Annotated in this window: 9 protein-coding genes and 1 pseudogene; 3 read left to right on the top strand and 7 right to left on the bottom strand. The window is 57.4% G+C overall.

What is annotated here, in order from left to right:
- Window positions 1-56 precede the first annotated feature (56 nt).
- From ACZ0AI_RS10615 to ACZ0AI_RS10585, 7 genes and pseudogenes are all read right to left on the bottom strand, one after another.
- Entirely contained in the window at window positions 57-530 is a 474-nt protein-coding gene (locus tag ACZ0AI_RS10615) for an Imm6 family immunity protein (RefSeq protein ID WP_463566127.1), read from the bottom strand.
- Entirely contained in the window at window positions 520-4,956 is a 4,437-nt protein-coding gene (locus ACZ0AI_RS10610) for a hemagglutinin repeat-containing protein (protein WP_463569999.1), read from the bottom strand. The genes ACZ0AI_RS10615 and ACZ0AI_RS10610 overlap by 11 nt, the downstream gene beginning before the upstream one ends.
- Window positions 4,953-13,184: a two-partner secretion domain-containing protein gene (locus ACZ0AI_RS10605; RefSeq protein WP_463569997.1), complete on the bottom strand. Its 8,232-nt coding sequence runs from the start codon at window positions 13,182-13,184 to the stop codon at window positions 4,953-4,955. The genes ACZ0AI_RS10610 and ACZ0AI_RS10605 overlap by 4 nt, the downstream gene beginning before the upstream one ends.
- A gap of 34 nt (window positions 13,185-13,218) precedes the next feature.
- Window positions 13,219-14,943, bottom strand: a pseudogene (locus ACZ0AI_RS10600) (ShlB/FhaC/HecB family hemolysin secretion/activation protein).
- Between the two features lie 192 nt (window positions 14,944-15,135).
- A complete protein-coding gene (locus tag ACZ0AI_RS10595) occupies window positions 15,136-16,083 on the bottom strand; it encodes an aldo/keto reductase (RefSeq protein ID WP_463565711.1) in 948 nt (315 codons plus the stop codon).
- A 163-nt stretch (window positions 16,084-16,246) separates the two neighbouring features.
- Window positions 16,247-17,311 carry an NAD(P)-dependent alcohol dehydrogenase gene (locus ACZ0AI_RS10590; protein WP_463565710.1) on the bottom strand — a complete coding sequence of 355 codons (1,065 nt, stop codon included), beginning with the start codon at window positions 17,309-17,311 and terminating at the stop codon, window positions 16,247-16,249.
- A 323-nt stretch (window positions 17,312-17,634) separates the two neighbouring features.
- Window positions 17,635-18,525 carry a LysR family transcriptional regulator gene (locus tag ACZ0AI_RS10585; RefSeq protein ID WP_463565709.1) on the bottom strand — a complete coding sequence of 297 codons (891 nt, stop codon included), beginning with the start codon at window positions 18,523-18,525 and terminating at the stop codon, window positions 17,635-17,637.
- Between the two features lie 155 nt (window positions 18,526-18,680).
- On the opposite strand from ACZ0AI_RS10585, the gene ACZ0AI_RS10580 reads away from it, so the two are divergent.
- The 3 genes from ACZ0AI_RS10580 to ACZ0AI_RS10570 all read left to right on the top strand — a co-directional run bounded on the left by ACZ0AI_RS10580 (window position 18,681) and on the right by ACZ0AI_RS10570 (window position 22,351).
- Entirely contained in the window at window positions 18,681-20,063 is a 1,383-nt protein-coding gene (locus tag ACZ0AI_RS10580; protein WP_225834220.1) for a glutamine synthetase family protein, read from the top strand.
- A 212-nt stretch (window positions 20,064-20,275) separates the two neighbouring features.
- On the top strand, window positions 20,276-21,553 hold the full coding sequence (locus tag ACZ0AI_RS10575; RefSeq protein WP_463565708.1) for an NAD(P)/FAD-dependent oxidoreductase: 1,278 nt from the start codon (window positions 20,276-20,278) through the stop codon (window positions 21,551-21,553).
- A gap of 51 nt (window positions 21,554-21,604) precedes the next feature.
- The gene (locus ACZ0AI_RS10570) at window positions 21,605-22,351 is read left to right on the top strand and encodes a gamma-glutamyl-gamma-aminobutyrate hydrolase family protein (protein ID WP_463565707.1); all 747 of its coding nucleotides are present in this window, start codon (window positions 21,605-21,607) and stop codon (window positions 22,349-22,351) included.
- Window positions 22,352-22,381 lie beyond the last annotated feature (30 nt).

Genomic DNA, 22,381 nt, shown 5'->3' with positions numbered 1-22,381 from the left:
TAAATCTGTCCCCCTTCTCCTCTTTTCCTTTTAAAAAAATCGCTAGGATAAGGTGTTTAACTATTTACATCAATTCCGATTAGGTGAGATTTCAAGAAATCTTCAACACCGAGGCTGTTAGAGAAATCAAAAAAGAAAGATAGTAAGTTATCATCAGCCTCGCACACAGGCTCTGACATCTCTTCTGGAATGCCCGAAACAACATAAGATCTATTAGCAAAAAAACCGACAACCATGAGTGTAAATATCAAGGTATTTTGCTCTACACCTCCATCGGTAAATTTTTTTTCATTTAAGCAACCTCCTTGGAGATCTTCATCATCAATATAATATGAAAGATCACGAGCTGAAACCACCAGCCGATCAGACAGCCACAGCCAGCACTTGTTTATTGCCGTCTGGCATACATTATAAGTCTCGGGTGCGGCGCTTAAATTATTTAAAATTCTCTCCGCTGCCAAAAGCAAAACAGATGCTTTCCTAGCCCATGGCTGACGCAATAATTCGCTATTATCTTTATCAGTTAACAATTTTTCCACCCTGCACAAGCACTGTAAGTTTGTTAGGCATTGCTTTCGAACCATCCGCGGTGACTCGAACAATGACTGAAGGATAACGCTCGCTAAACTGCTTTAAAACACCAGAAACCTCACTGGTACCGCCTAATCCTGCACTGCACTTATTACAAACACCAGACATGTTAGATATCTTCAGGTCTATAACCTTCCCTGCAAGCTGTTCACTATTCAGTGCTGTCAAGTCAATCTTATGAGCCATATTGTTTAAAATGTCTTCTTCCGCATGTCTCGTAAAAAGAGGGTTGTTATAAGGGGACTTAACGGCTCTGTCAGCTCCATAAAGTTCATCTAAACTAGGCAAGCTAGCCTGCTTCCTTAATCTTGGGGAAAGCCCCTCAAATAAGTCATTATCGAGACCTGGGATATCAGTGCGCGCAACAGCAATTGTATCACCTTCAGGTACCCCATACTTATTTCTAACTAAAGCTATATCTTCAGTGGTAGCAATTTTAAACCACTGGCCACTTTCCTGTGTAGGGCTTAGTAGTGCCAACGTGCCGCGTGTGGCTGCAGGAAGCTTCCCTATAAGCTTTGCAGCCCCCTGAACGGCAGTTACAGCACCAACTATATCAGCAGCTAAACGCCCGCCTTCGACGCCATTCGTAATTGCACCATCCCAGTTGGCATCCTCTCTGGCTTGTCCTAAGCGGTTCAAGCGCTCTTCATAGCCCGCTAGGATTTCCGCTTTGACGGAAGCCCGTACGTCTGGATCGTTGAGGATCGCATTCAATCCATCCACAGTTTCTTTAAAATGCGTTGCGACCTGTACAATCCCTTCAACGGTGTCCCATGCGACTACTCCAATCCCCGCTCCAACACCGATGCCAACTCCCAGGTCTTGCTGAGCACTAACTAACTCCCAGTAGGTCGAAATTTTTAGCCGGCACCAAGCGTCAACGCAGCTCTCTAGTTGCTTCTCGCGCTCCCGTTCTTGCCAATGCGCCAAGTAGTTGTGAACTGTTCCTTCTGTCGCGACAGCGCCTCCAGATGTAGCGCTGCCACCAGCTGCAGCAGCAGCTACGGCACCTATAACGGTACTGCCAATAACTTGAGCATCTCTTGGTAGATCTTTGAGGTACTGGTGGGACGCTTCGGCAGCTCCTGCGCCTAACGCGCCAGTTGTGACACTACCGCCAGCTAGATTTGTAATTACCCCACCGACCAAAGCGTGTAAGGCGACCTTCGCTGTTCCTCCATCCGCCCAAAGGTCTCTTACTGAGGAAGCTGCTTCTTTGAGCTCACGTGCCTCAGCTTCGTAGCGCTCTGCAGTGGCAACATCTCCTTCAGAGCGGGCTTTCTCGGCACGTAGCGTCAAGAGGTCTGAATAGGTTTCTTGCTTACGCGCCTCACCTAATTTCTTAGATGCATAATCACCAACAGCTTCAAACCCTTTCTGCGCTGCGATCCCTAACAGTTCGCTTTTCGCGCTGTATTGACTGATTGCTGCGCTATCAGTCTCTTCATGCGCTCCTGCAACGTCACGACTGATGTCAGTTTGCAGCTCTTCGCCTTCATGATTACGAATAGCTCCTTCGCCTATTGCTGCCTTGGTATCGCCCCCTTCGAATTTGGCAATAGGAACGCCTGCGTTGAAGCCGGTACCCTCTTGGGCTTTACCCTTGTTGCCCCAAGTATCGCCGTCGCTAGAGCCGCTATAGCTGAAGCTACCCTGGCCTGCCTTGTCACTGTTTTTCAGGTCTTCATGTGTTAGCGTTTCCGTAACGAGCACCAGATTGCCGGTCGTGCTATCGATCTGACTGCCCTTGAGGTGGGTGTTTTGTGCAACATCGATATGCAAGCGATCATCGGCTGTGATGGTGGCGGGCCTATCAACCGCTAAGCGATCACGAGTACTTCCGCTTGCATTGGCGCTGTACTGACTACCGACAGTGAAAGAGGCGCTGGCGCTTTTTTGATCTATCGCCCCTTGCTCACTGATCAGATCCAAATTACGCCCGACAGACATTTGCACGTTGCCGCCATGCAAATTGCCTCCGATGATCGTGGTATCGCGTCCACTATCAGTAACGAGAGCCTGGCCGGCAGTTACGCTCGCATTTTGGTATTGCTCACTGTCACCACGGCTTGCATTTCCATCAGCACCGAAATAGAAACCGCCGTTGTAACCGACAGTCACGCCACCGCCGCTGGAGCGCTCCTTGCTAGCGTGCTCAGCAGAACGGATGATGATGTCGCGACCACCAACGAGATAGGCTTCTCGCACAGCGCTAACTTGGGTGCCGTCTTTAAGAGCGAGGTCTCTTCCGGCCTCCAGATAAATGTCACGACCAGCCGCCAACTGGCTCCCGCTTTGCTCATTCCATTCTGACTGGCTGCGTTGGTAACCGAGTCGGCCATTGATACCGCTGCTCAGGTCAAAGCCATAGGTCGCAGCTGTATCGCTCCCAGTTGACTCACCACTGCCAGCAGAAGGGTTGTTGCTATACAACCGATAGCCCAGCACGGCGGCGTTTTGCCACTTATCCTCGTTTTCATCGGTCTTGGCGATGTTATTAATGTTGTTCAGCAGAGGGTTCGATTGAGCGGCCGCACTTAAAATCTCACTGGCGGATTTACCTTCGCTAAATGCACGCGCCATCTCACCCAGACCAAATATATCTCCTTTGATCCCTAGGCTATTGGTAGTGTTATTACGATCACGATGTGTAGCACCAACAGTCAGATCTCGCCCAGCGATTACGTCTATATCGCGGCCGGCTTCAGCTTGGAGATTTTTGGCAATGACATCCTGGCCGGCACTTATGGAAATATCTCGACCAGCCTGGATTTCCAGCGGCGCACTCGCGGTGGAGTTGAAATCGGTATGGGTTCTATCAACCGAAGCCATGGAGTTGCTGACTACGTCATTACGGTTTTCATACGAGACCGACGCACCGTTCAACAATGCATCACGTACGGCCTCAACAACCACATCGCGATCCGCGAGCAACGCGGCCCCTTGAGCCTTCACATCCTGTCCAGCGCTTAACGTGATATCACCAGATGTAGCGACGATACTGCTAGGTTGAATACTGGGTGACGTAATGTCCGCACGCTCTTCGTGCGGGCGTAAGCCAACAGCAAGGCCTACGCCTCCCTGCATAACATCGCGATACAGTACGTCTTTATTCTCAGGACTGTGGATGTGAATATCACGACCAGCGTCGATCTTGACGCTATCCGCCACGAGGTTGGCACCAGCTATTTCAGTGTCACGGCCGCTCTTGAGAGTTAAATCGCCTTCGGCGGAAATAGCGCTTTGGATTTCTATCTGCTGCGTTGCACGATTGTAGCCATCCAGATAATCCACATCGTGCATCACCCCGACACCGGCAGGACCCTTTGCGGGACTCTTCAGTAATCCACCACCGTAGTTTTGAGTCTTGTCGGTCTCGGTGATTTCATGCGTTTGTGTTGAAGAAGCGATTCGAATATCACGAGTAGCCTCGATCTTCGCATCACCACCTGATAGCAGCTGCGATCCGTTGACTTGGACATCGCGCCCGGCGTCGATAAGCATATCTTGACCGGATTGAATCAATGAGGGCGCTACACTTTGCGTATTAACCCCAAGAATGTTCTTGGTCGCCTCGTAAGCATCGCCGACATAGATGCGCTCTTCCTCAGATGTATAGGGAGATGAAGACTTCATACCCAGCGCGATGCCAATGCGTTGACTTTCCTCCCATACCTTTTGAGCGCTCTCACTGGAGCTCGCGACAATATTTACATCGCGGCCAGCGCCTAGCGCTACATTCCGCCCGGCGCTGACACCACTGCCAACAATATTGATGTCGCGTTCGGCATTAAGGGTGGCATCTCGCTCTGCACTAACCTGGCTACCAACGCTAGTACTACTCTGCGCTTCCTGCCCTGTCTTCTTAGCCGACGCGAATGACAACATTCCGCCAGACAAGGAAGGGCCAACTTTCTGCTTATATTCCTGCTGTAGGCTATACGCTTTGTCATTGGCCGCTACCAGGTTGATATCACCCGTGTCCTTCACCAGCCCTGCGCGCAGCTCGACGTCGTTTCCTGCATCGGTGGTGCTGGCGCGCAGGCGAATATCGTTACCCGCCGCGATAACCACGTCGTTACCCGCTTCCAGTTCACTGCCGACCTGGGTGGCACTGGTCTTGAGCTGGCTGCTGCCACTCTTCGAGAGGCCGAGGAAGCCGGATTTGGTTTTCTTCGAGTAGGAGCCATGCTCTTCGACACCGGACAGCACGGCCACATCGCCTGTGCCGCCAACCAGTAGGTCGTTACCCGCAGTGAGCTGGCTGCCGATGACGGTGACGTCACGACCACCATCAAGATTCAGGGCGCCGTTAGTAGCCTTGCTGGTATTGATGGTGAGGTCGTTGCCCGCCTCGATCACCGAGGCGACGTTGGTGCTGTCGTAGCTTTCAGTCTGCGTGGTCTTGCTGCGTCCGAAGGAGCCTTTTTCTTCTTGAAGTAGTAGGAGGCACTTTCATCCTTGGCCGAGAGCACCTGTACGTCGTTGCCGGCATCGATATCCACGTCGTTTTCAGCACGCACATTGCTCGCCGCGACGGTCAGGTCATTGCCGGCTTCGAGGCTGAGGTTACGACCGGCCTGAATATCGCTCGATTGCTGAGTGATCTGATCACGGCTCTGGGTGATTTTCTTGCTGCGTGACAGAAAGTGGCTTTCATTGGCGGCTGAACTGATCAACAGATCCTCACCAGCCTTCATGTCCAGATCGCGCAATGCATTGACTTGGCTAGCGACTACTGCCAGATCACGCCCGGAGCGGATATCCAGATCCTGCCCAGCCTTAACCTCCGCCCCGAGCTGAGTGACTCGCTCATCAAGGAAGCGGCTACCAATCGACCGGCTGACACGGGACTCTATCGAGGTGATGTTTACGTCACGGCCAGCAGCGATCCCCAAATCACCATGGCTATCCAGGGAACTACCAACATTTCGAACGTCGCGGCCAGCAACAATCTGAAGATTATTAACTGCCTCGATTCGCGCAGCGTTATCGGCAAAGTCCTGAACAGTCCGGTGCCCGCCATAACTGACTTCATGACGTGTCACGCTGCGGTCATTAATGATATCGCCGGCCTGTGCGGTAAGACCTACATCACGCCCAGCAATGATGCCGCCCATGGCGTTTCGGATACTTTCTGTGGCCAATAGCTGCAAACGGTTGCTGGCCTCTAACAGGCCGGCGTTAGTGATGTTGCCTGCAGTGGCCGTGAGGTTTTCGCTCGCACGCAGAGTGCCCTGGTTGAGCAGCTCACCGCCGCTGATCAGCTTAACCTCGCTACCTTGAATCAGCGCTCCATTGGCCGCCAGACGACCCTCCGCCTGAGCCAGGTAAAGTACCGGCACTAGTACCTTCTCACCCGCGACTTCGTGCTCTTCCAGCCAAACGATGTCATGAGTTAGCGCCGCCACTTGCTCAGCGCTCAAGGTCACTCCCAGGCTTAGGTTCAGTCGATCCTTGCTCGCAACAGCGTTATCCATTAGATAACGGAACATCGCCTCATCGCTGGTCAACCCTGCCAGATAGCGCTGGCCAGTGCGCGCTACTATGGCTTCGCGTACAAGGCGCTGCTCATACAAACCGTCGCCCAAACGCTTTTGCGAATTATCGGGGTCATAGCCAAGATTGCCTAACAGATAATCCGAGCTCACAAATTGTTTGAAGTCCGTCAGCACAGGATTGGTTTCGATCAGATACTTATGGCGGACGGGCGGGGCCGATGCGACAGGCAAACTTTGAACGCCTACCACTTCGGATAAATCAATACCTGGCAAACCCGCTGCACCCTGATCGTTTTGTGTATTCAGAGGTTTAGCGGTGATGGTCTCGGGAGCCTGAGAGGCTTTGCCGGCACTGAAGCTCGGCGAAGTTTGATAGCTGGCCTGGCTAGCCCCGGCAGGCACACCCTGGACGGTGCTGGAGCTCAAAGAGGTACTTGTCTGATCGCTCAGACGAAATAGTCCATTGCTACCCTGGGGCAAAACGAAGCCGGGAAGCGATAATGGGTTTACCTGTTTTTGTTGTAGATCAGGAGGAAGCTGTTTATTGAGATAAAAAACAGTTCTAGCTGACTTACTAACGCTAGTTTCAACAACTCTTTGCGCAGTCTCCCCAGGCGTCGAGCCAGCCTGTTCTACGCCATTTGAAATTTTATCGGACGCCGTAATGTTAATATTCCGCCCAGCCTGTATCACCGCCTGAGCTGCTCCAGAGCCAGTGCTACCCACAGTAAAATCAGAAAACGGAGTCGCATTTTTAATAAAACCTGGCGCATCAACCCTTATACCTGAAGAGTACTTACCCCCTTCCATAACCAGGTCATTTGCATCTGGATGCTTAACATAGTTAGAACCTAAAAATATCTCAAATGTCCCGATACGCTGATATCTGTCTCGACCAGCTGGTTCACCACCCGTTACGCGAGTAAAAGGCCTAACCCTCGACTCAACTCCTGAAGAATTCCAGAATCGAAAATCACGTGCATAACTAGCATCATTGTAAGAGTTATAGCTTACTATTTGCCGCCACATGTCCATCGACGGATTCAGCTTTATATATTTATAATTAGTTCCGCTATTGGTGGCGATAGATGAATTCTCAAAACTTCCCACGCGGGCAATGAAATCTCTCCCGGCGCTCACTTGAGAAGCAGAGTTTAAAAACTCTTGAGCATCCAATTGAAAGTCTCGCCCCGAGACAATATTGGCGCTTGGCGAATCTTCTAGGATCTGAGTTTCGAACTCGCTAACCCAAACTAAATGTGAATTTCTATCCACTACACCAAGAGAGCTTGAGCAAGAAGAGCAACGAATTCCTATTGCCGATGACTTGTTAACGTGCACAACTTCAAACTGATCTTTCTTGTTTTCAAGAAGTCTCGACTTAATCGTTAAATCACCACCACTTTCTACATTTCCGGATAGGTTGCTAAACTCCCTTGACCATGTTCCATAATCATCACTGGCAACGTCAATTTCGCCAAGACCGTATATGTCTGCATATCTATTAGTAAGATCATCCACCCGGAGCGCCATGTTTCCAGAGCTGAAAATAAGGCCATTCTCGTTGGTTATGGTCGGCGAATAGATTTTGAGCGTTTCGCCACCGCCCAAGGTGCCGTAATTATTTAATACGTTCGCTTTAACAGTCAGAGCACCTGCCGAGGTCAACCTCCCACGATTGGTCAGCGTTCCGGTGCTACCGATGGTGCTCACAGCTCCGCCCCTGATACGACCATCTGCCGCCAGATCAATACCGGCTGCCTTCAAGCTCAAGTCACCTAAGCTGTTCAATTGCCCTGCACCGCTGTAGGTACCTGTCAGGTCGAGGCTGAAAGTACCATCGCTGGCAAGCAAACCATCGTTTACCCAAGTGCCTCCGGTGCCGGTAAGTGAATGACTGGCTAACAACTGGCCAGAGGCAGTTTGAGTGAAATTGCCGATGTTCAGCTCTAATCGACCAGCTTGCAGTACTCCGCTATTGATCCAACTATCGGCAGTCAATCTCAACGAACCGTTGGTAATCAGATCTCCGCCTGCGCCCAACACCTGAGCGGCACTCAGCCCGAATTTTCCTGTGCCCACATGGAGGATGCTGCCACCGTGGTTCTGCAGGCTGTCGGCGTCGAGCGTAAGATCCGTATTTGCGGTTTCGATGCGACCATCGCGGTTGTCCAGGCTATTAGCTGAGATATGGGTATCGCCGGTGCTGCCCAGTGCTCGCAGACTGCCGAAGCGGTTGTCGAGACCAGCGATAACCAAGCTCAGGCTGCTTGTACTTTCAGCAATGCCGTAAGCGTTGTTCAAAGTCCCCGACAGGCCGAAGTCGATCCGCCCGGCCGCGACCTTGCCACCCTGTCCCGGGGCTGAGCCCTGATTGTTGAAGTCGCCTGCAACGAGGTCGAGCAACAGGTGGGCATACAGACCACCACCCTGGTTGTTGAAAGTGGCGTCGCCCAGATCAATCGAGGTGCTGCCGGTCGAGGCCGAGATATGCCCACCACGGTTGTTCACCCCCTGGGCACTGACGCCGAGCGTCTGTGCCTGTGTGGTACCGCCGTCGTTGTCGAAAAGCCCTGCACTGATCAGTTTGAGCCAGCCGCTGAGACTGCTGAGCACACCGTCACGGTTATCGACACTCGTGACGCGTTGCACGTCTAGATTGCCGTCACGGCTCTGGATCTGACCTTTCTGATTATCCAACTGGCCATCCAGAGCAAGGAGTAGATCTCCCTGGCTGCTCAAGATGCCAGCGGTGTTATCGATCCGTTGCGCGCGGATGCCGATGGAGCCCTGCTGGCTATGGATCATGCCGCTGCTGGCATTGTTTAGGCCGCCGGTCAGCAGCAAGTTCAAGCCAGTTTGCGCAGCAATGATGCCGCCGTTAGCGTTGTTCAGGGTGATGGCAGTTAAGTCGAGAAGGCTCTGGCTAATCAGGCTGCCGTTCTGGTTGTCGATGGCATTTGCTTTAAGCACCAAAGGGCCGACGCTAGCCAGTTTACCCAGCTGGTCATTGAGCAGATTGCCGCTGAGTGCGATGCCGAGCGCCGCGTTGCTAGCGAGCTGTCCGGCACGGTTGTCTAGTGTGGCCGCATTCAGGCTAGCGGCTTTGCTACTGCCGATCTTTCCGGCGTTGTTGTTCACCGTATCGGCATTAACCGTCAGGGCGCCCTGGGTGTCGATCTGACCGTCGTCGCTGTTGTCGAGGGTGCCGGTCAGGCGAAGGTCGAGGTCACCGCCACTGGAGACGATACCCTTGGTGCTATTGTTGAGACTGGCGGCTTCGACTTCGAGCACGCCCTTGCTGACTAGGGCACCTTCATCGCTGTTGTTCAGTATGCGCTGGCCGCCAGCGAGTTTTACGCTCAGTGCTCCCTCGCGACTGGACACGGTGCCGCCCACGTTGTTGTCCAAGTTGCCTGCGGCGATCTGCACACCTTGCCAACCGGAGATCAGTCCGCCTGAGGCGTTGCGCAGAGTTCCATTGCCAACGTCGAGGTCAAGCTGACCGGCGCTGATGATGCGACCCTGCTCGCCGTTGTCGAGGGTACTAGCGCGCAGCAGGTAACCCAGCTTGCTGGAAATCTCCCCACCATCGCGGTTGTCCAGCTTGCCCAGTGCCTGCAGGCCTAGTGGCCCGTTGGCAGTGAGCAAGCCACCGCGGTTGTCCAGGTCGCCGCCGTTAAGGTCGATGTTCACACCCGCTTCACCGATCAGGCGACCTTGTCGCTGAATCAGTTCAGTCACCGTCAGTTGCATGTCTTTCTTAGCGGACAGTTCGCCACCGCGGCTGCCAAGATGCCGACTGGAATCTAGGCGAGTAGCCGTGAGATTAAGGGCGTCGGCGCTCGTGATTAAACCGTTGTCACGGTTATCTACAGAGCCAGCATTGAGTGTGAAGGCCTCTCGGCTGCTTAAAACTCCACCACGGTTGTCGAGATTCCCGGAATTGATATCCAGCACTGAATGGCTAAGCAGACGGCCAGCCTGGTTGTTCAGCGTTCCGGTGACCACCTCCATGGCCCCATCACTTACCAGAACACCCTCGTTGCTGTTGTCCAGCGAACTGCTCTCAATACTCAAATCATGAGTTGCAGAAATGAGGCCATGATCGCTATTCAACAGCGCGCCAGTGAGCATTAGCTGTATGTCACTTTTGCTAGCCAATACGCCGGCAGATGAGTTGTCCAGCCTGCCAGCTGTAACTTTCAAATGGTTGGCCGAAAGCACACCCTTGAGGCTGTTTATCAGCGCCTGACTAATCTGCAATTGCAAATCTTGAGCACTGATAACACTGCCGCCTCGGTTCTCGAGTTCCCGGGCCTGGAGTCGGAATCCTTGATTACTGGAGATTTCACCACCAGCGTTGTTGTTGACCTTACCGAGGTTTCTCAACAGCAATGCACCTGGTGTGGTGATCAGCCCTTTGCTGCTGTTGTCGAGATCGCCACCTTGCAAGTCGAGGGTCAGCGCAGTTTCGCTGATCAGTTGGCCGCCACCATGTTGATTTAAAGCGCTGGCTGTTACCTCAACGACTCCCTTGGATGCGATAACACCATGATCCTGGTTGTTCAACTGGCTGGCACTCACCGTAACACTGTCTGTTGCAGTGATGAGCCCTTGGTTATTGTTATCAATCTGCCCGGTTTTAATATCCAGTGCTTGACCGCTACTTATCGCGCCAGCATTGCCGTTATCCAAACTGCTGCTTTGGATGGTCAGTTGGCGATCGCTTACAACCGTGCCGCCTTGGTTATTCAGGTCTCCAACCTTTACATTAAGTGAGGAGGCGCTGGAAAGTAGGCCACCCGCTCCGTTGTCGATGCTACCAGCCTCAAGGTGCAACTTAGCGCCACTTAGAATCTTGCCTTGATCATGGTTAGCCAAAATCCCATCGACTTTCACATCGACCGCATTACGACTAGTCAGGGTACCACCGGCACTATTGTCCAGGCTGCCGCTACTTAGAGTCAGACCATCGCGGCCTGAAAGCACACCCTTGGCATTGTTTAGTAACCTCTGGGCATATAACTCCAGGCTTTGATCACCAACGATCAACCCAGCATCACTGTTGTTCAGCACTGCGGTAGATTGGCTATCGTCAGATTGCACTCGGATGAGGGCTTTGCCCGGCGTGGAGATTTCACCTGCGGCGTTGAGCAATGCCTCGCGAGCGCTGATCTGTAAGCCCTCGACCGCACCAATCAAACCGCCCTCTCGGTTGTCGATCTTGGTCGCGTCAAGGCTCAGATTTCCCTGGCTGAGCAGTTCGCCGCCGCCCCTCTGTTCAAGATGGCCGACCCTAGCCTCTAGATCACCCTTCGCACTCACGCGGCCTTGGTTACGATTGTCCAGGTGGGCAAGATCAAGGTCGATACGTGTCTTACCACTGAGCACACCTCCCTGGTTACTAAGGTTGCCCTGCTTAAGACTGATCGCATCATCAGCAAGAATCCGACCATTCTGGTTGTCGATGGCTGCATCGCTCACGCTTAGGCTGGAGCGGCTGGATATCAATCCGTCGCTGCTGTTGTCGACAGAGGACGCACGGATAGACTGCGCACCTTGGCTGGCTAGAGTTCCTTGAGCATGGTTATCCAGGTGACCGCTAAGCGTAATGTCCAGTGTCCCCTTACTCGCCACTGAGCCTTTGTCACTGTTGTTCAGGCTGCCGGTGACGACATTAAGACGTTCTTCAGCGAAAATATTGCCTTGGCGATTATCTAGTGCGCCCTCATTCCGTACGCTGATGTCCAGCTGCCGGGCTGAAACCTGCCCTTCGCGGTTATCGACACTGCCAGTGGCCACGCCTAACTTGGCCTGGCCTAGGACACGCCCCTGTCGGTTGTGCAAGTGCCCGGTCTCAATTCGGGTCAGCGTATTGCCGCTAAGCGTTCCTCCCTGGTTATCTAGCCGCTGAACAGCCTCGATGTGCAGTTGGCCGTTTCCAAGCAACGTGCCGGAATTTCGCACATCCTGGCCGCTAATTTTCAGGTCGGCTGCGGTTCGGTTGTTGTCCGGGCCGACACCTGCTTCGATTACCCCCAGGTTGAAGATCTGCGCTCCCTCGAGGGTCATCTCGCCGCCTGAAGCCAGGCTCTGCTGAACCTTGAGTTCGCCTTGTGCACCTACACCGACTTTGCCTGCTGCGTATGTTTTGCCATTTAACGCCACCTCCTGTGCTGCGATAGCAAGATTTCCGCTAGCGGAGGTTTGTCCAAGGGTCAGCTTGCCGTTGGCATCGATCTGAATATCACCGGCACTGGCGGCCATATCGCCGGCCAGTTTCACGCCCACACCAGCCTCGGTACCCACCAGGCGAATCGCCCCGGCGTACATACCGCCCAGGGCCGAGCTGTCGATGGCCAGCTGTGGTTTATCGCTGCTGTCGTCGGCCTTGGCGGTGGCCTGCAGAGTGGCGGCATCCACGTCGTTGCGGCCAGTGATGACGTTCAGGCGTTTGGCGTGGATCTCGGCGTTGAGCTTGGCGCTACGGGTGATCAGGTCGAACTGGTCGACGTTGCTTGCGTTGAGGCCGGCGCCTTCGATGGCGATATCACCGCCGTCGACGTTGAAGCCACCCAGTCGGCCGTTCTCGATCACCGGTGTACCGGTGGTCAAGGTCGCGCGCGGGGTGTTGATGAAACCGCAGCCATCGCAGGTGATGCCATGGGGGTTGGCGACTATGACGTGCGCAGGCTGCCCGGCCACTTCCGTATAGCCCTTGAGCTGACTGCGGTTGCTGCCGGTGACCTCGTTGAGGATGACATTAGCGGCACCGTTTTTGAGATTCTGGTTGCCGGTGATGTAGCCGCCCAGTTGGCTGGGCACGAACGCCTGGGCGCCGTTGTTGAGGATCAGGCCCTGCTGGCCGACGTTATAGTCGGTGAATTTGTTGTGCGACAGACCACTGCCATTTGGCGTGGCGATATTGACGATCGGCACACCATTGCCGGCTTGGCCAAGGGTGGTATTGCCGCCCGCCTGGGCATCCACGGTCAGTTGCGCTGCCGAAGCGACGATGGGGTTGAGGAACATCACGCCGGCAACGATCAGGGCGATGTTCTGGAAGATGGGGCTGCGAACGTCCATGTCAGTGTGCTCCAGGGCGCAAACGAATTAGAAGTCAGAAGAACAGGTCGAGGCGGAAGTACACCGGGCGCTCGCGCTCGGTGATCACATCGGGGCGTTCCAGGGAATGGGCGAAGGTCACGGCGGCGGCCAGGTGCTCACCACGGGCGCTGAACTCCACGGCGTTGCCGCTCATGCGGCCGCTGGCGAGGCCGTTGTGCTCGCCGCGCTGGATAACGCCAACGTCGTAGGCCAGCGCCATACCGTATTGCTGCACGAAGGGTTGCAGCGGTGCCCAGGTGACGGGGCGGGCTCAGCGCAACTGGTTGCGCCAGTAACCGCCGCTGTCGCCCGACAGGGACTGATCCTTGAAGCCACGTACCGAGTTGAGCCCGCCAATGCTGATGCGTTGCGAGCTAAACAGTACGTCTTCACTTTTCTGGCCGGTGGCCAGGCTGTCGAAACTGAAGCGCTCGCCCCACAGGCTGAAAGGCTGCAGGTAGCTGAGGGTCAGGCTGTATTTGTTGTAGCGCGCCACGGGTGCGTCACCGCGCGGATCACCGTTGTTCTGCGCATCCAGGGCGCCGATGCCACGCTGCCAGCCGATATCGGCGTTGACGAAGGCAGTGCCAACACGTCGGCCATGATTGAAACCCAGTTGCCATTCGCTTAAGCGATTGCTCGACGGATCGATGCGGTTGCCGAGGATGAAGTTGTTGGTACGCACATGGCTTATGCCGGTGTTGAAGGCAGTCTTGCTGACGCTGTCACGGTGCAGCACGCGCTCGGCGCGCAGGGCATGCTGCTGGCTGTCGCCATCGGTCTCGAAGGGAAAGCCATTGCTCTGGCCCAGGGTGCGGTAGTAACTCTGGCTGTAGCTGTAGTCCATGCGCCACCAACCATAGGGGATGCTGTAGGACAGGCTCTGCGCATGGGAGTGGCGGTAGCTGTCGCTGACTGCATCGCGGCTGGCGCGCAGGCTCAATTGATCGGCCAGGCCCAGCGGGCTGTCCCAAGTCAGGCCCAGGCCCCACTGCTGCTCACCGGTGCTGCGCTGGCCATCGTTGTGGCGATTGATGTTGGCGTGCCAGGGCTTGCTGCGCTCGCCTTTGAGGCCTACCCGGCTGCCGCCCACCTGCTGGCCGGGAACCAGTTCCAACTGGGCCGGACGCGACGGCAGGCGGTTGAGGTTGTCGACCAGTTGCTCCAGCTCGCGTAGGTTGAGGATCTCGCCCGCTTCGCCAGGAAAGCTCATCGCCAGTTCGCGGTCGCTGGCCAGGGCGGAGCTGTCGAGGCCTTCGAGGCGGCCTTCGACCACGGTGATCTTCAAGGTACGGGCCGACAGATCCTGCTGCGGTAAGTAGGCCCGGGTGGTGACGTAACCGCGATCAACGTAATGGTTGGTGATCGCCTTGAGCAGTTCGTTGAGCTGGCTGACGCCCAGGCACTTGTCTGCGAACGGAGCGAGAATGCTGCTGCGGTCAGCCTCGGACAGCAGGCTGGCGCCCGATATCTCGATTTGATCGATGGCGAAGCAGCGCTCGTCTTTGGCAACCGGTGGCACAGTCAACTCGGCGCGCTTGCCGGGTAACTGCTGCAACTCCTGCAGGCGCTGCTGCTGCTCGTCCAGCAGGCGCTCCTGACGGTCGCGGATCAGATCCTGCGTCAGCGGCGTGGGTCGGTTCGCGGGCAGATCGATGGGAGGCGTCTGTGCCGATACGGGGAGCGACCAGCTGGACAGGCAGAGGCATACCACCGCAGATCCATTGCGGAAGACCATAGTTTCATCCCTGAAAGAAGAACGTCGTTTAAGGCCGCGAATTAAACCACATAGCACATAGCCATCAAAAGCCGTTCGGCGGAAGCGAATCACAATTTCAGGCGCTAACCTGTGGGGCCTTGCGATTAGCCCTTGATGGGTATCGCTTCGCTCGACGCCATCCTACGGCAAGGGCGCGTTTACTTTATTGCCTCAGTACGCGCTGGCCTGGTTGAGCATGGTCACTTCGTCGGCGCTCAAGTGCAGGCGGGTGGCGGCGACCAGATCGGCCAGCTGCCGGCTCGACGTGGCACTGGCGATGGGCGCGGTGATGCTCGGACGGGCGATCAGCCAGGCGAGGGCGACCTGGGCCGGCGTCGCGTCACGGGCTGCGGCGACTTCATCGAGCGCGGAGAGGATGGTGACGCCGCGTTCGTCCATGTAGCCCTTGACCATGTCGGCGCGGGCGCCAGCGATATCGTCGCGGGTGCGGTATTTGCCGGTGAGAAAGCCGCTGGCCAGGGAAAAGTAGCTGATCACCCCGATGCCGAGTTCCTGCACCACCGACTCCAGCTCCTCTTCATAGGTCTTGCGCTCGTGCAGGTTGTAGTGCGGCTGCAGGCTCTGGTAGCTCGGCACGCCCAGGCGCTGCGCCACCTGATGCGCTTCGCGCAAGCGCTCGCCGCTGTAGTTGGAAGCGCCGATTACCCGCACCTTGCCTTGCTTGATCAGGCGGGAGAAGGCGCCCAGGGTTTCTTCCAGAGGGGTGTCGGCATCGTCCTGATGGGCCTGATACAGGTCGATGTAGTCGGTCTGCAGGCGTTTGAGCGAGTCCTCCACGGCTTTCTGGATGTAGTCCGCCTTGAGGCCTTTGCCGCCGTGGCCCATTTCCATCCCGACCTTGGTCGCCAGCACGATACGTTCGCGCTTGCCGCTGCGTTTCAACCATTTGCCGATGATGCTTTCCGACTCGCCGCCCTGGTGGCCGGGGGCCCAGGCCGAGTACATGTCGGCGGTGTCGATGAAGTCCAGGCCGTTGTCGACGATGGCGTCGAGCATGGCGAAGGACTGCGCTTCGTCCAGCGTCCAGCCGAATACGTTGCCACCGAAGGCGATGGGCGAAACCTGGAGGCCGGACTGACCGAGAGTGCGTTTGGACATCGAATGCTCCTCGAGTTGATGGGGCGTCAGCGTGTGACCGCCCGACCGTCTGCGAGGTTCGCCTGGTAAACGCCTTGGCTAAGCGCAGGCATACCGCAGAAACGCGACCGGCCCGGTTCGCGAGGGCGAAACCGGGCCGGTCGCGGGTGACGATTGGCCTGCGTTACGCGGCGTGCTCGTCCTTGGCCAGGGAGGCCATGTCGATCACGAAGCGGTATTTCACGTCACTCTTGAGCATGCGCTCGTAGGCTTCGTTGATGTTCTGGATATCGATCATCTCGATTTCCGAAACGATGCCGTGCTCGGCGCAGAAATCCAGCATCTCCTGGGTCTCGGCGATGCCGCCGATCAGCGAGCCGGCCAGGCGGCGGCGCTTGAAGATCAGCCCGAATACTTCCGGCGACGGGTGCGGTGAGTCCGGTGCGCCGACCAGGGTCATGGTGGCGTCGCGCTTGAGCAGCCCGAGGAAGGCGTCCAGGTTGTGCGGCGCGGCAACGGTGTTGAGGATGAAGTCGAAGCTGTTGGCGTGGGCGGCCATCTCGTCGGCATTCTTCGATACCACCACTTCGGCCGCGCCGAGGCGTAGGGCGTCTTCACGCTTGTTCGGCGAGGTGGTGAACAGCACCACGTGAGCGCCCATGGCGGCGGCGATTTTGACGGCCATGTGGCCAAGGCCACCAAGGCCGACCACGCCGACTTTGTCACCGGGCTGGACATTCCACTGGCGCAGCGGCGAGTAGGTGGTGATGCCTGCGCACAGCAGCGGTGCGACGGCGGCCAGGTTGTCGGTGTGGCTAATGCGCAGGACGAATTTCTGGTCGACGACGATGTTGTCGGAGTAGCCACCAAAGGTGTTTTCGCCACCGAATACCGGGCCGTTGTAGGTGCCGGTGAAACCGCTCTCGCAATATTGCTCCAGCCCTTCGGAGCAGGATGGGCAGCTCTGGCAGCTGTCGACCATGCAGCCGACGCCAGCCAGATCACCGACCTTGAAGGTCGTTACGGCGCTGCCCACTGCGGTGACCTTGCCGACGATCTCGTGGCCCGGTACTGACGGGTAGAGGGTGTTCTTCCACTCGTTGCGCGCTGTGTGCAGGTCGGAGTGGCAGACGCCGCAGTAGAGAATGTCGATCTGCACGTCGTGGGTACCGACGGCGCGACGCTGAAAGCGATGGGGCGCGAGAGGTTTGCTGGAGTCCTGGGCGGCGTAGCCGAGAATGGTGGTCATGGGCAATTCCTATCGTTTGCAATGCGGCTGCGTTGGCCGCGGGGGATGATAAGCGTAGCGCCGGACGCTCGATTGTCGATTGCACAATCCTGCTGCGCTCTGTCCTGATCCTCCACCGATGCTTATTTACGCACGAGGTGGGAATGCCTTGGCAGGACGCTCTTCGTGCGGTTTTCCTGGCAGGCGCGCAGGGGGCGGAGCGCCCGTGTCTGGTCACCACGCGGAGCGTGGGAACGAGCAAGCAGGCATGCGGTTTCGTCGCCTGGGGCGAGCCAAGGCTTTCCCGGGTATCGCTGCGCTACACCCAGGCTACGGATGCGGGCTTATCGGCTATTGAGACGGGCGCGCAGCAGCGGCGTGAGCTCATCGAACAGCGTTTGTACCGAGCGCAGGGCCAGGCAATCGGGGCGGGTCAGTAGCCACAGGTCAGTATTGCAATCGACCAACGCGTCGCTCAGGCGTTCCACGCCATCCAGGCTGTGAGCCATGAAGTCGGGCAGGGCGGCAACGCCGAGGCCGGCTTGCACCAGTGTGGCCAGCGCCGACATGCTGCTACAGCGGTAGCGCGGCATCAGGCTGGGGTGAGCCTGATGCCGCCAAGCCACGGTGATGTGGTCGGACATGGAGTCGTCCGGGGTGATCCACGGCAGCGCAGTGGGCGCTTGCAGGAAGAGTTCGCGGTATTCGGGGCGACCGCAGATGTAGTAGGCGGTGTGCCCCAGATGTCGGCCGACCAGGTGCTCGGGGGGAGTGTTGGACAGGCGCAGGGCAATGTCGGCGTCGCGGCGGCTGAGGTTGGCGAAGGTGTTGGTGGTCGTCAGCTCCACAGACAACGCCGGGTAGCGTGGCATCAGTTCGGCCAGGCTGGGCAGTAGTAAGTTTTGCAGCACCGCGTCGGTGCAGGTCAGGCGCACGGTGCCACTGATGACTTTCTCACCGTGTTGCAAGGCGATGCGCGCCGCATCCAGAGCTTGTTCAGCGCGCTCGGCCTGCTCGGCCAGCGCCTGAGCGCTTTGTGTCGGCATATAACCACGGCGGCTTTTTTCGAACAGTGCAACCCCGAGGCTGGCCTCCAATTTACGGATGGCGCGAAACACCGTGGAAACGTCCACATGCAATTGTTCTGCGGCCCGCGCTAGAGAGCGCCCGCGTATCAGAGCGAGTACCAGGGCAAGATCGGCATGGCTGATCTCATATTGCGTTGATGCAATCATGAATTGTCTAAATGCCAGTATCGGTTGCGTAATCGCCCACTTATACTCAGACCGTTGCCTTGAATCAAATCCGCGCTGCGGATACTCAGAATAAAGAGGCGCCAGGCTCGTGAGATATCTTCCGCGGGCGCGCCGAGCCAAAAGGAATGCGTCCCATGACTTCGGTTACCCCCCGTGTCGTCCAGCTCAACGAGGCGAACACCTTTCTCAAGGATCACCCGGAGATCCAGTACGTCGACCTGCTGATCACCGACATGAATGGCATCGTGCGCGGCAAGCGTGTTGAGCGCGCCAGCCTGCACAAGGTCTATGAAAAGGGCATCAATCTGCCCGCGTCGCTGTTCGCGCTGGACATCAACGGTTCGACCGTAGAAAGCACCGGCCTTGGTCTGGATATCGGCGACTCCGACCGCATCTGCTACCCAATCCCCGATACCCTGTGCAAGGAGCCTTGGCAGAAGCGCCCAACCGCGCAATTGCTGATGACCATGCACGAGCTGGATGGCAAGCCGTTCTTCGCTGACCCTCGCGAAGTGCTACGCCAAGTGGTGGAGAAGTTCGACGAGCTGGGCCTGACCATCTGTGCCGCCTTCGAACTGGAGTTCTACTTGATCGACCAAGAGAACGTGAACGGCCGTCCGCAGCCGCCGCGTTCGCCGATCTCCGGCAAGCGCCCGATCTCCACGCAGGTCTACCTGATCGACGATCTCGACGAGTACGTCGACTGCCTGCAGGACATGCTCGAAGCCGCCAAGGAGCAAGACTTGCCGGCCGACGCCATCGTCAAGGAAAGTGCCCCGGCGCAGTTCGAGGTCAACCTGCACCACGTCGAAGACGCCATCAAGGCCTGCGACTACGCTGTGCTGCTCAAGCGCCTGATCAAGAACATCGCCTACGACCACGAGATGGACTCGACCTTCATGGCCAAGCCCTATCCGGGCCAGGCGGGTAACGGTCTGCACGTGCACATCTCGCTGCTGGACAAGAAGACCGGCCAGAACATCTTCGCCACCGAAGACCCGGAGCAGCACGCCCCGCTGCGCCATGCCATCGCCGGCATCCTGGAAACCATGCCTGCTTCGATGGCCTTCCTGTGCCCGAACGTCAACTCGTATCGCCGTTTTGGTGCGCAGTTCTACGTGCCCAACGCGCCGAGCTGGGGCCTGGACAACCGTACCGTGGCGGTACGCGTGCCGACCGGCAGCAGCGATGCCATCCGTATCGAGCACCGCGTAGCAGGCGCCGATGCCAACCCGTACCTGATGATGGCGTCGATCCTCGCCGGTATTCACCACGGCCTGACCAACCAGTTGGAGCCGGGTGAGCCGATCGAGGGCAACTCCTACGAGCAGTTGGAACAGAGCCTGCCGAACAACCTGCGTGACGCCTTGCGCCAGCTCGACGACAGCGAAGTGATGAACAAGTACATCCGCCCGGAGTACATCGACATTTTCGTCGCCTGTAAGGAAGCGGAAATGCACGAGTTCGAGACGACCATTTCCGACCTCGAATACAACTGGTACCTGCATACGGTCTGACGGAGCGGCGCAGCCTCACCGGCTGCTAACGTCGCGCCGCCTGTATGCCAGCCCCGGCCTTTACGACGGGGCTTGCCACGACGCTGACGGCCGCGCGGCCTTAGCCAAGTACACCGAACTAGAAACCGCTTGTCTCTTGCCGACGCTAGTGCGGCAGGCCGGCAGCCGGCTTCATCACGATTGCGCGCTTTGATGGTTTTAGGGAGTTTCGCATGACTCAACACGTCGATAGTTACTACGCCGCCTCGCGCAATCCGCGAGTCGATTACCCCATGCTCGGCGAATCCGTCGAGACCGATGTCTGCGTCATCGGCGCCGGTTATACCGGGCTGTCCACGGCGCTGTTCCTGCTCGAGCATGGCTTTCGCGTCACCGTGCTGGAAGCTGCCAAGGTCGGCTTCGGCGCCTCGGGGCGCAACGGCGGGCAGATCGTCAACAGTTACAGCCGCGACATCGACGTCATCGAACGTCAGGTCGGCGCGCGTCAGGCACAACTGCTCGGCGAGATGGCCTTCGAAGGCGGGCGCATCATTCGTGAGCGGGTCGCCAAGTACAACATCCAGTGCGATCTGAAGGACGGTGGCGTATTCGCTGCCATCACCCCGAAGCAGTTGGGCCATCTCGAGTCTCAGAAGAAGCTGTGGGAGCGCTACGGCCATACCCAGCTGGAGCTGATGGACGAGCGGCGCATCCGCGAAGTGGTCGGCACCGACCGTTATGTCGGCGGCATGCTGGACATGAGCGGCGGTCATATCCATCCGCTCAACCTGGCTCTGGGGGAAGCCGCTGCGGTGGCCTCCCTGGGCGGTGCGATCTACGAGCAGAGCCCGGCGACCCGCATCGACCGTGGCCCGCAGCCGGTGGTGCACACGCCGAACGGGCAGGTGAAGGCCAAGTTCGTGGTGGTGGCGGGCAACGCCTACCTGGGCGGCTTGATGCCGGAACTGGCAGCTAAATCGATGCCCTGCGGTACTCAGGTACTGACCACCGAGCCGCTGTCGGACGAGCTGGCCCATAGCCTGTTGCCGCAGGATTATTGCGTGGAAGACTGCAACTACCTGCTCGACTATTACCGCCTGAGCGCCGACAAGCGCCTGATCTACGGCGGCGGCGTGGTCTACGGCGCCCGTGACCCGGCGGACATCGAAGCGATCATCCGACCCAAGCTGCTCAAGACCTTCCCGCAGCTCAAGGACGTAAAGATCGATTACACCTGGACGGGCAACTTCCTGCTGACCCTGTCGCGCCTGCCGCAGGTCGGTCGTATCGGCGACAACATCTACTACTCCCAGGGTTGCAGTGGCCATGGCGTGACCTATACGCACCTGGCCGGCAAGGTACTGGCCGAGGCACTGCGCGGCCAGGCCGAGCGCTTCGACGCTTTTGCCGAGCTGCCGCATTACCCGTTCCCTGGCGGGCAGTTGCTGCGGGTGCCGTTCACGGCCCTGGGCGCCGTTTACTACCAGTTGCGTGATCGCCTCGGTATCTGATGCTGTGCCTGCCGGCGTGAGCCGCTGGCAGGCTTTTCCGGAGAAAAAACCATGACCCGCATGCCCCTGATCGGCGTTACTGCCTGCCGGCAGCAACTTGGTAAATACGATTCGCACACCGTAGGCGATAAATACGTCGAGGCGGCGGCTTACGCTGGCCTGCCGCTGGTATTGCCTGCGCGCAGCACGCCGAGTGATCCGCATCAGTTGCTCGATCAGTTGGATGGCATCCTGTTCACCGGCTCGCCCTCCAACGTCGAGCCGCGTCATTACCAGGGCACGCCTAGCCTGGAAGGCACTCAGCACGATCCACGTCGCGACGCCAATACCTTGCCGTTGCTGCGTCTGGCCATCGAGAAGGGCGTACCGGTGTTCTGCATCTGCCGGGGCTTCCAGGAGCTCAACGTGACGCTGGGTGGCACCCTGCACCAGCGTGTCCAGGAGTTGCCGGGCTATCTGGATCATCGTGAGCCGCAGCGCGAGTCGGTTGCCGAGCAGTACGCAGCGCAGCACGCGGTAACCGTGCAGCCGGGCGGGGCGTTCGAGCGTATCGGCTTGCCGGCGCAGTTTCAGGTCAACTCCCTGCACAGCCAGGGCATCGATCGCCTGGCTGACAGCCTGCGCATCGAGGCTCAGGCACCGGATGGCCTGGTAGAGGCGGTATCGATAGCGAATTCGCCTGGTTTCCTGATCGGCGTGCAGTGGCACCCGGAATGGCGGTTCAGCGAAAACCCCGAGTCGCTGAAGCTGTTCCAGGCCTTCCGCGATGCGTGCCAGGCATATGCACTGACACGGTAAACACGCTGAATCCGCCTGAACCCTGTCAGG

The organism is Pseudomonas sp. AC355 (assembly GCF_979258205.1).
The sequence above is the reverse complement of the archived record's forward strand: the minus strand, read 5'-3'. Positions and strand labels throughout refer to the sequence as shown.

Excerpts from the sequence above, each read along its gene's own strand:
- ACZ0AI_RS10605 (WP_463569997.1), bottom strand. The coding sequence starts at position 13,184 with ATGGACGTTCGCAGCCCCATCTTCCAGAACATCGCCCTGATCGTTGCC.
- ACZ0AI_RS10595 (WP_463565711.1), bottom strand. The coding sequence starts at position 16,083 with ATGTCCAAACGCACTCTCGGTCAGTCCGGCCTCCAGGTTTCGCCCATC.
- ACZ0AI_RS10590 (WP_463565710.1), bottom strand. The coding sequence starts at position 17,311 with ATGACCACCATTCTCGGCTACGCCGCCCAGGACTCCAGCAAACCTCTC.
- ACZ0AI_RS10585 (WP_463565709.1), bottom strand. The coding sequence starts at position 18,525 with ATGATTGCATCAACGCAATATGAGATCAGCCATGCCGATCTTGCCCTG.
- ACZ0AI_RS10580 (WP_225834220.1), top strand. The coding sequence starts at position 18,681 with ATGACTTCGGTTACCCCCCGTGTCGTCCAGCTCAACGAGGCGAACACC.
- ACZ0AI_RS10575 (WP_463565708.1), top strand. The coding sequence starts at position 20,276 with ATGACTCAACACGTCGATAGTTACTACGCCGCCTCGCGCAATCCGCGA.
- ACZ0AI_RS10570 (WP_463565707.1), top strand. The coding sequence starts at position 21,605 with ATGACCCGCATGCCCCTGATCGGCGTTACTGCCTGCCGGCAGCAACTT.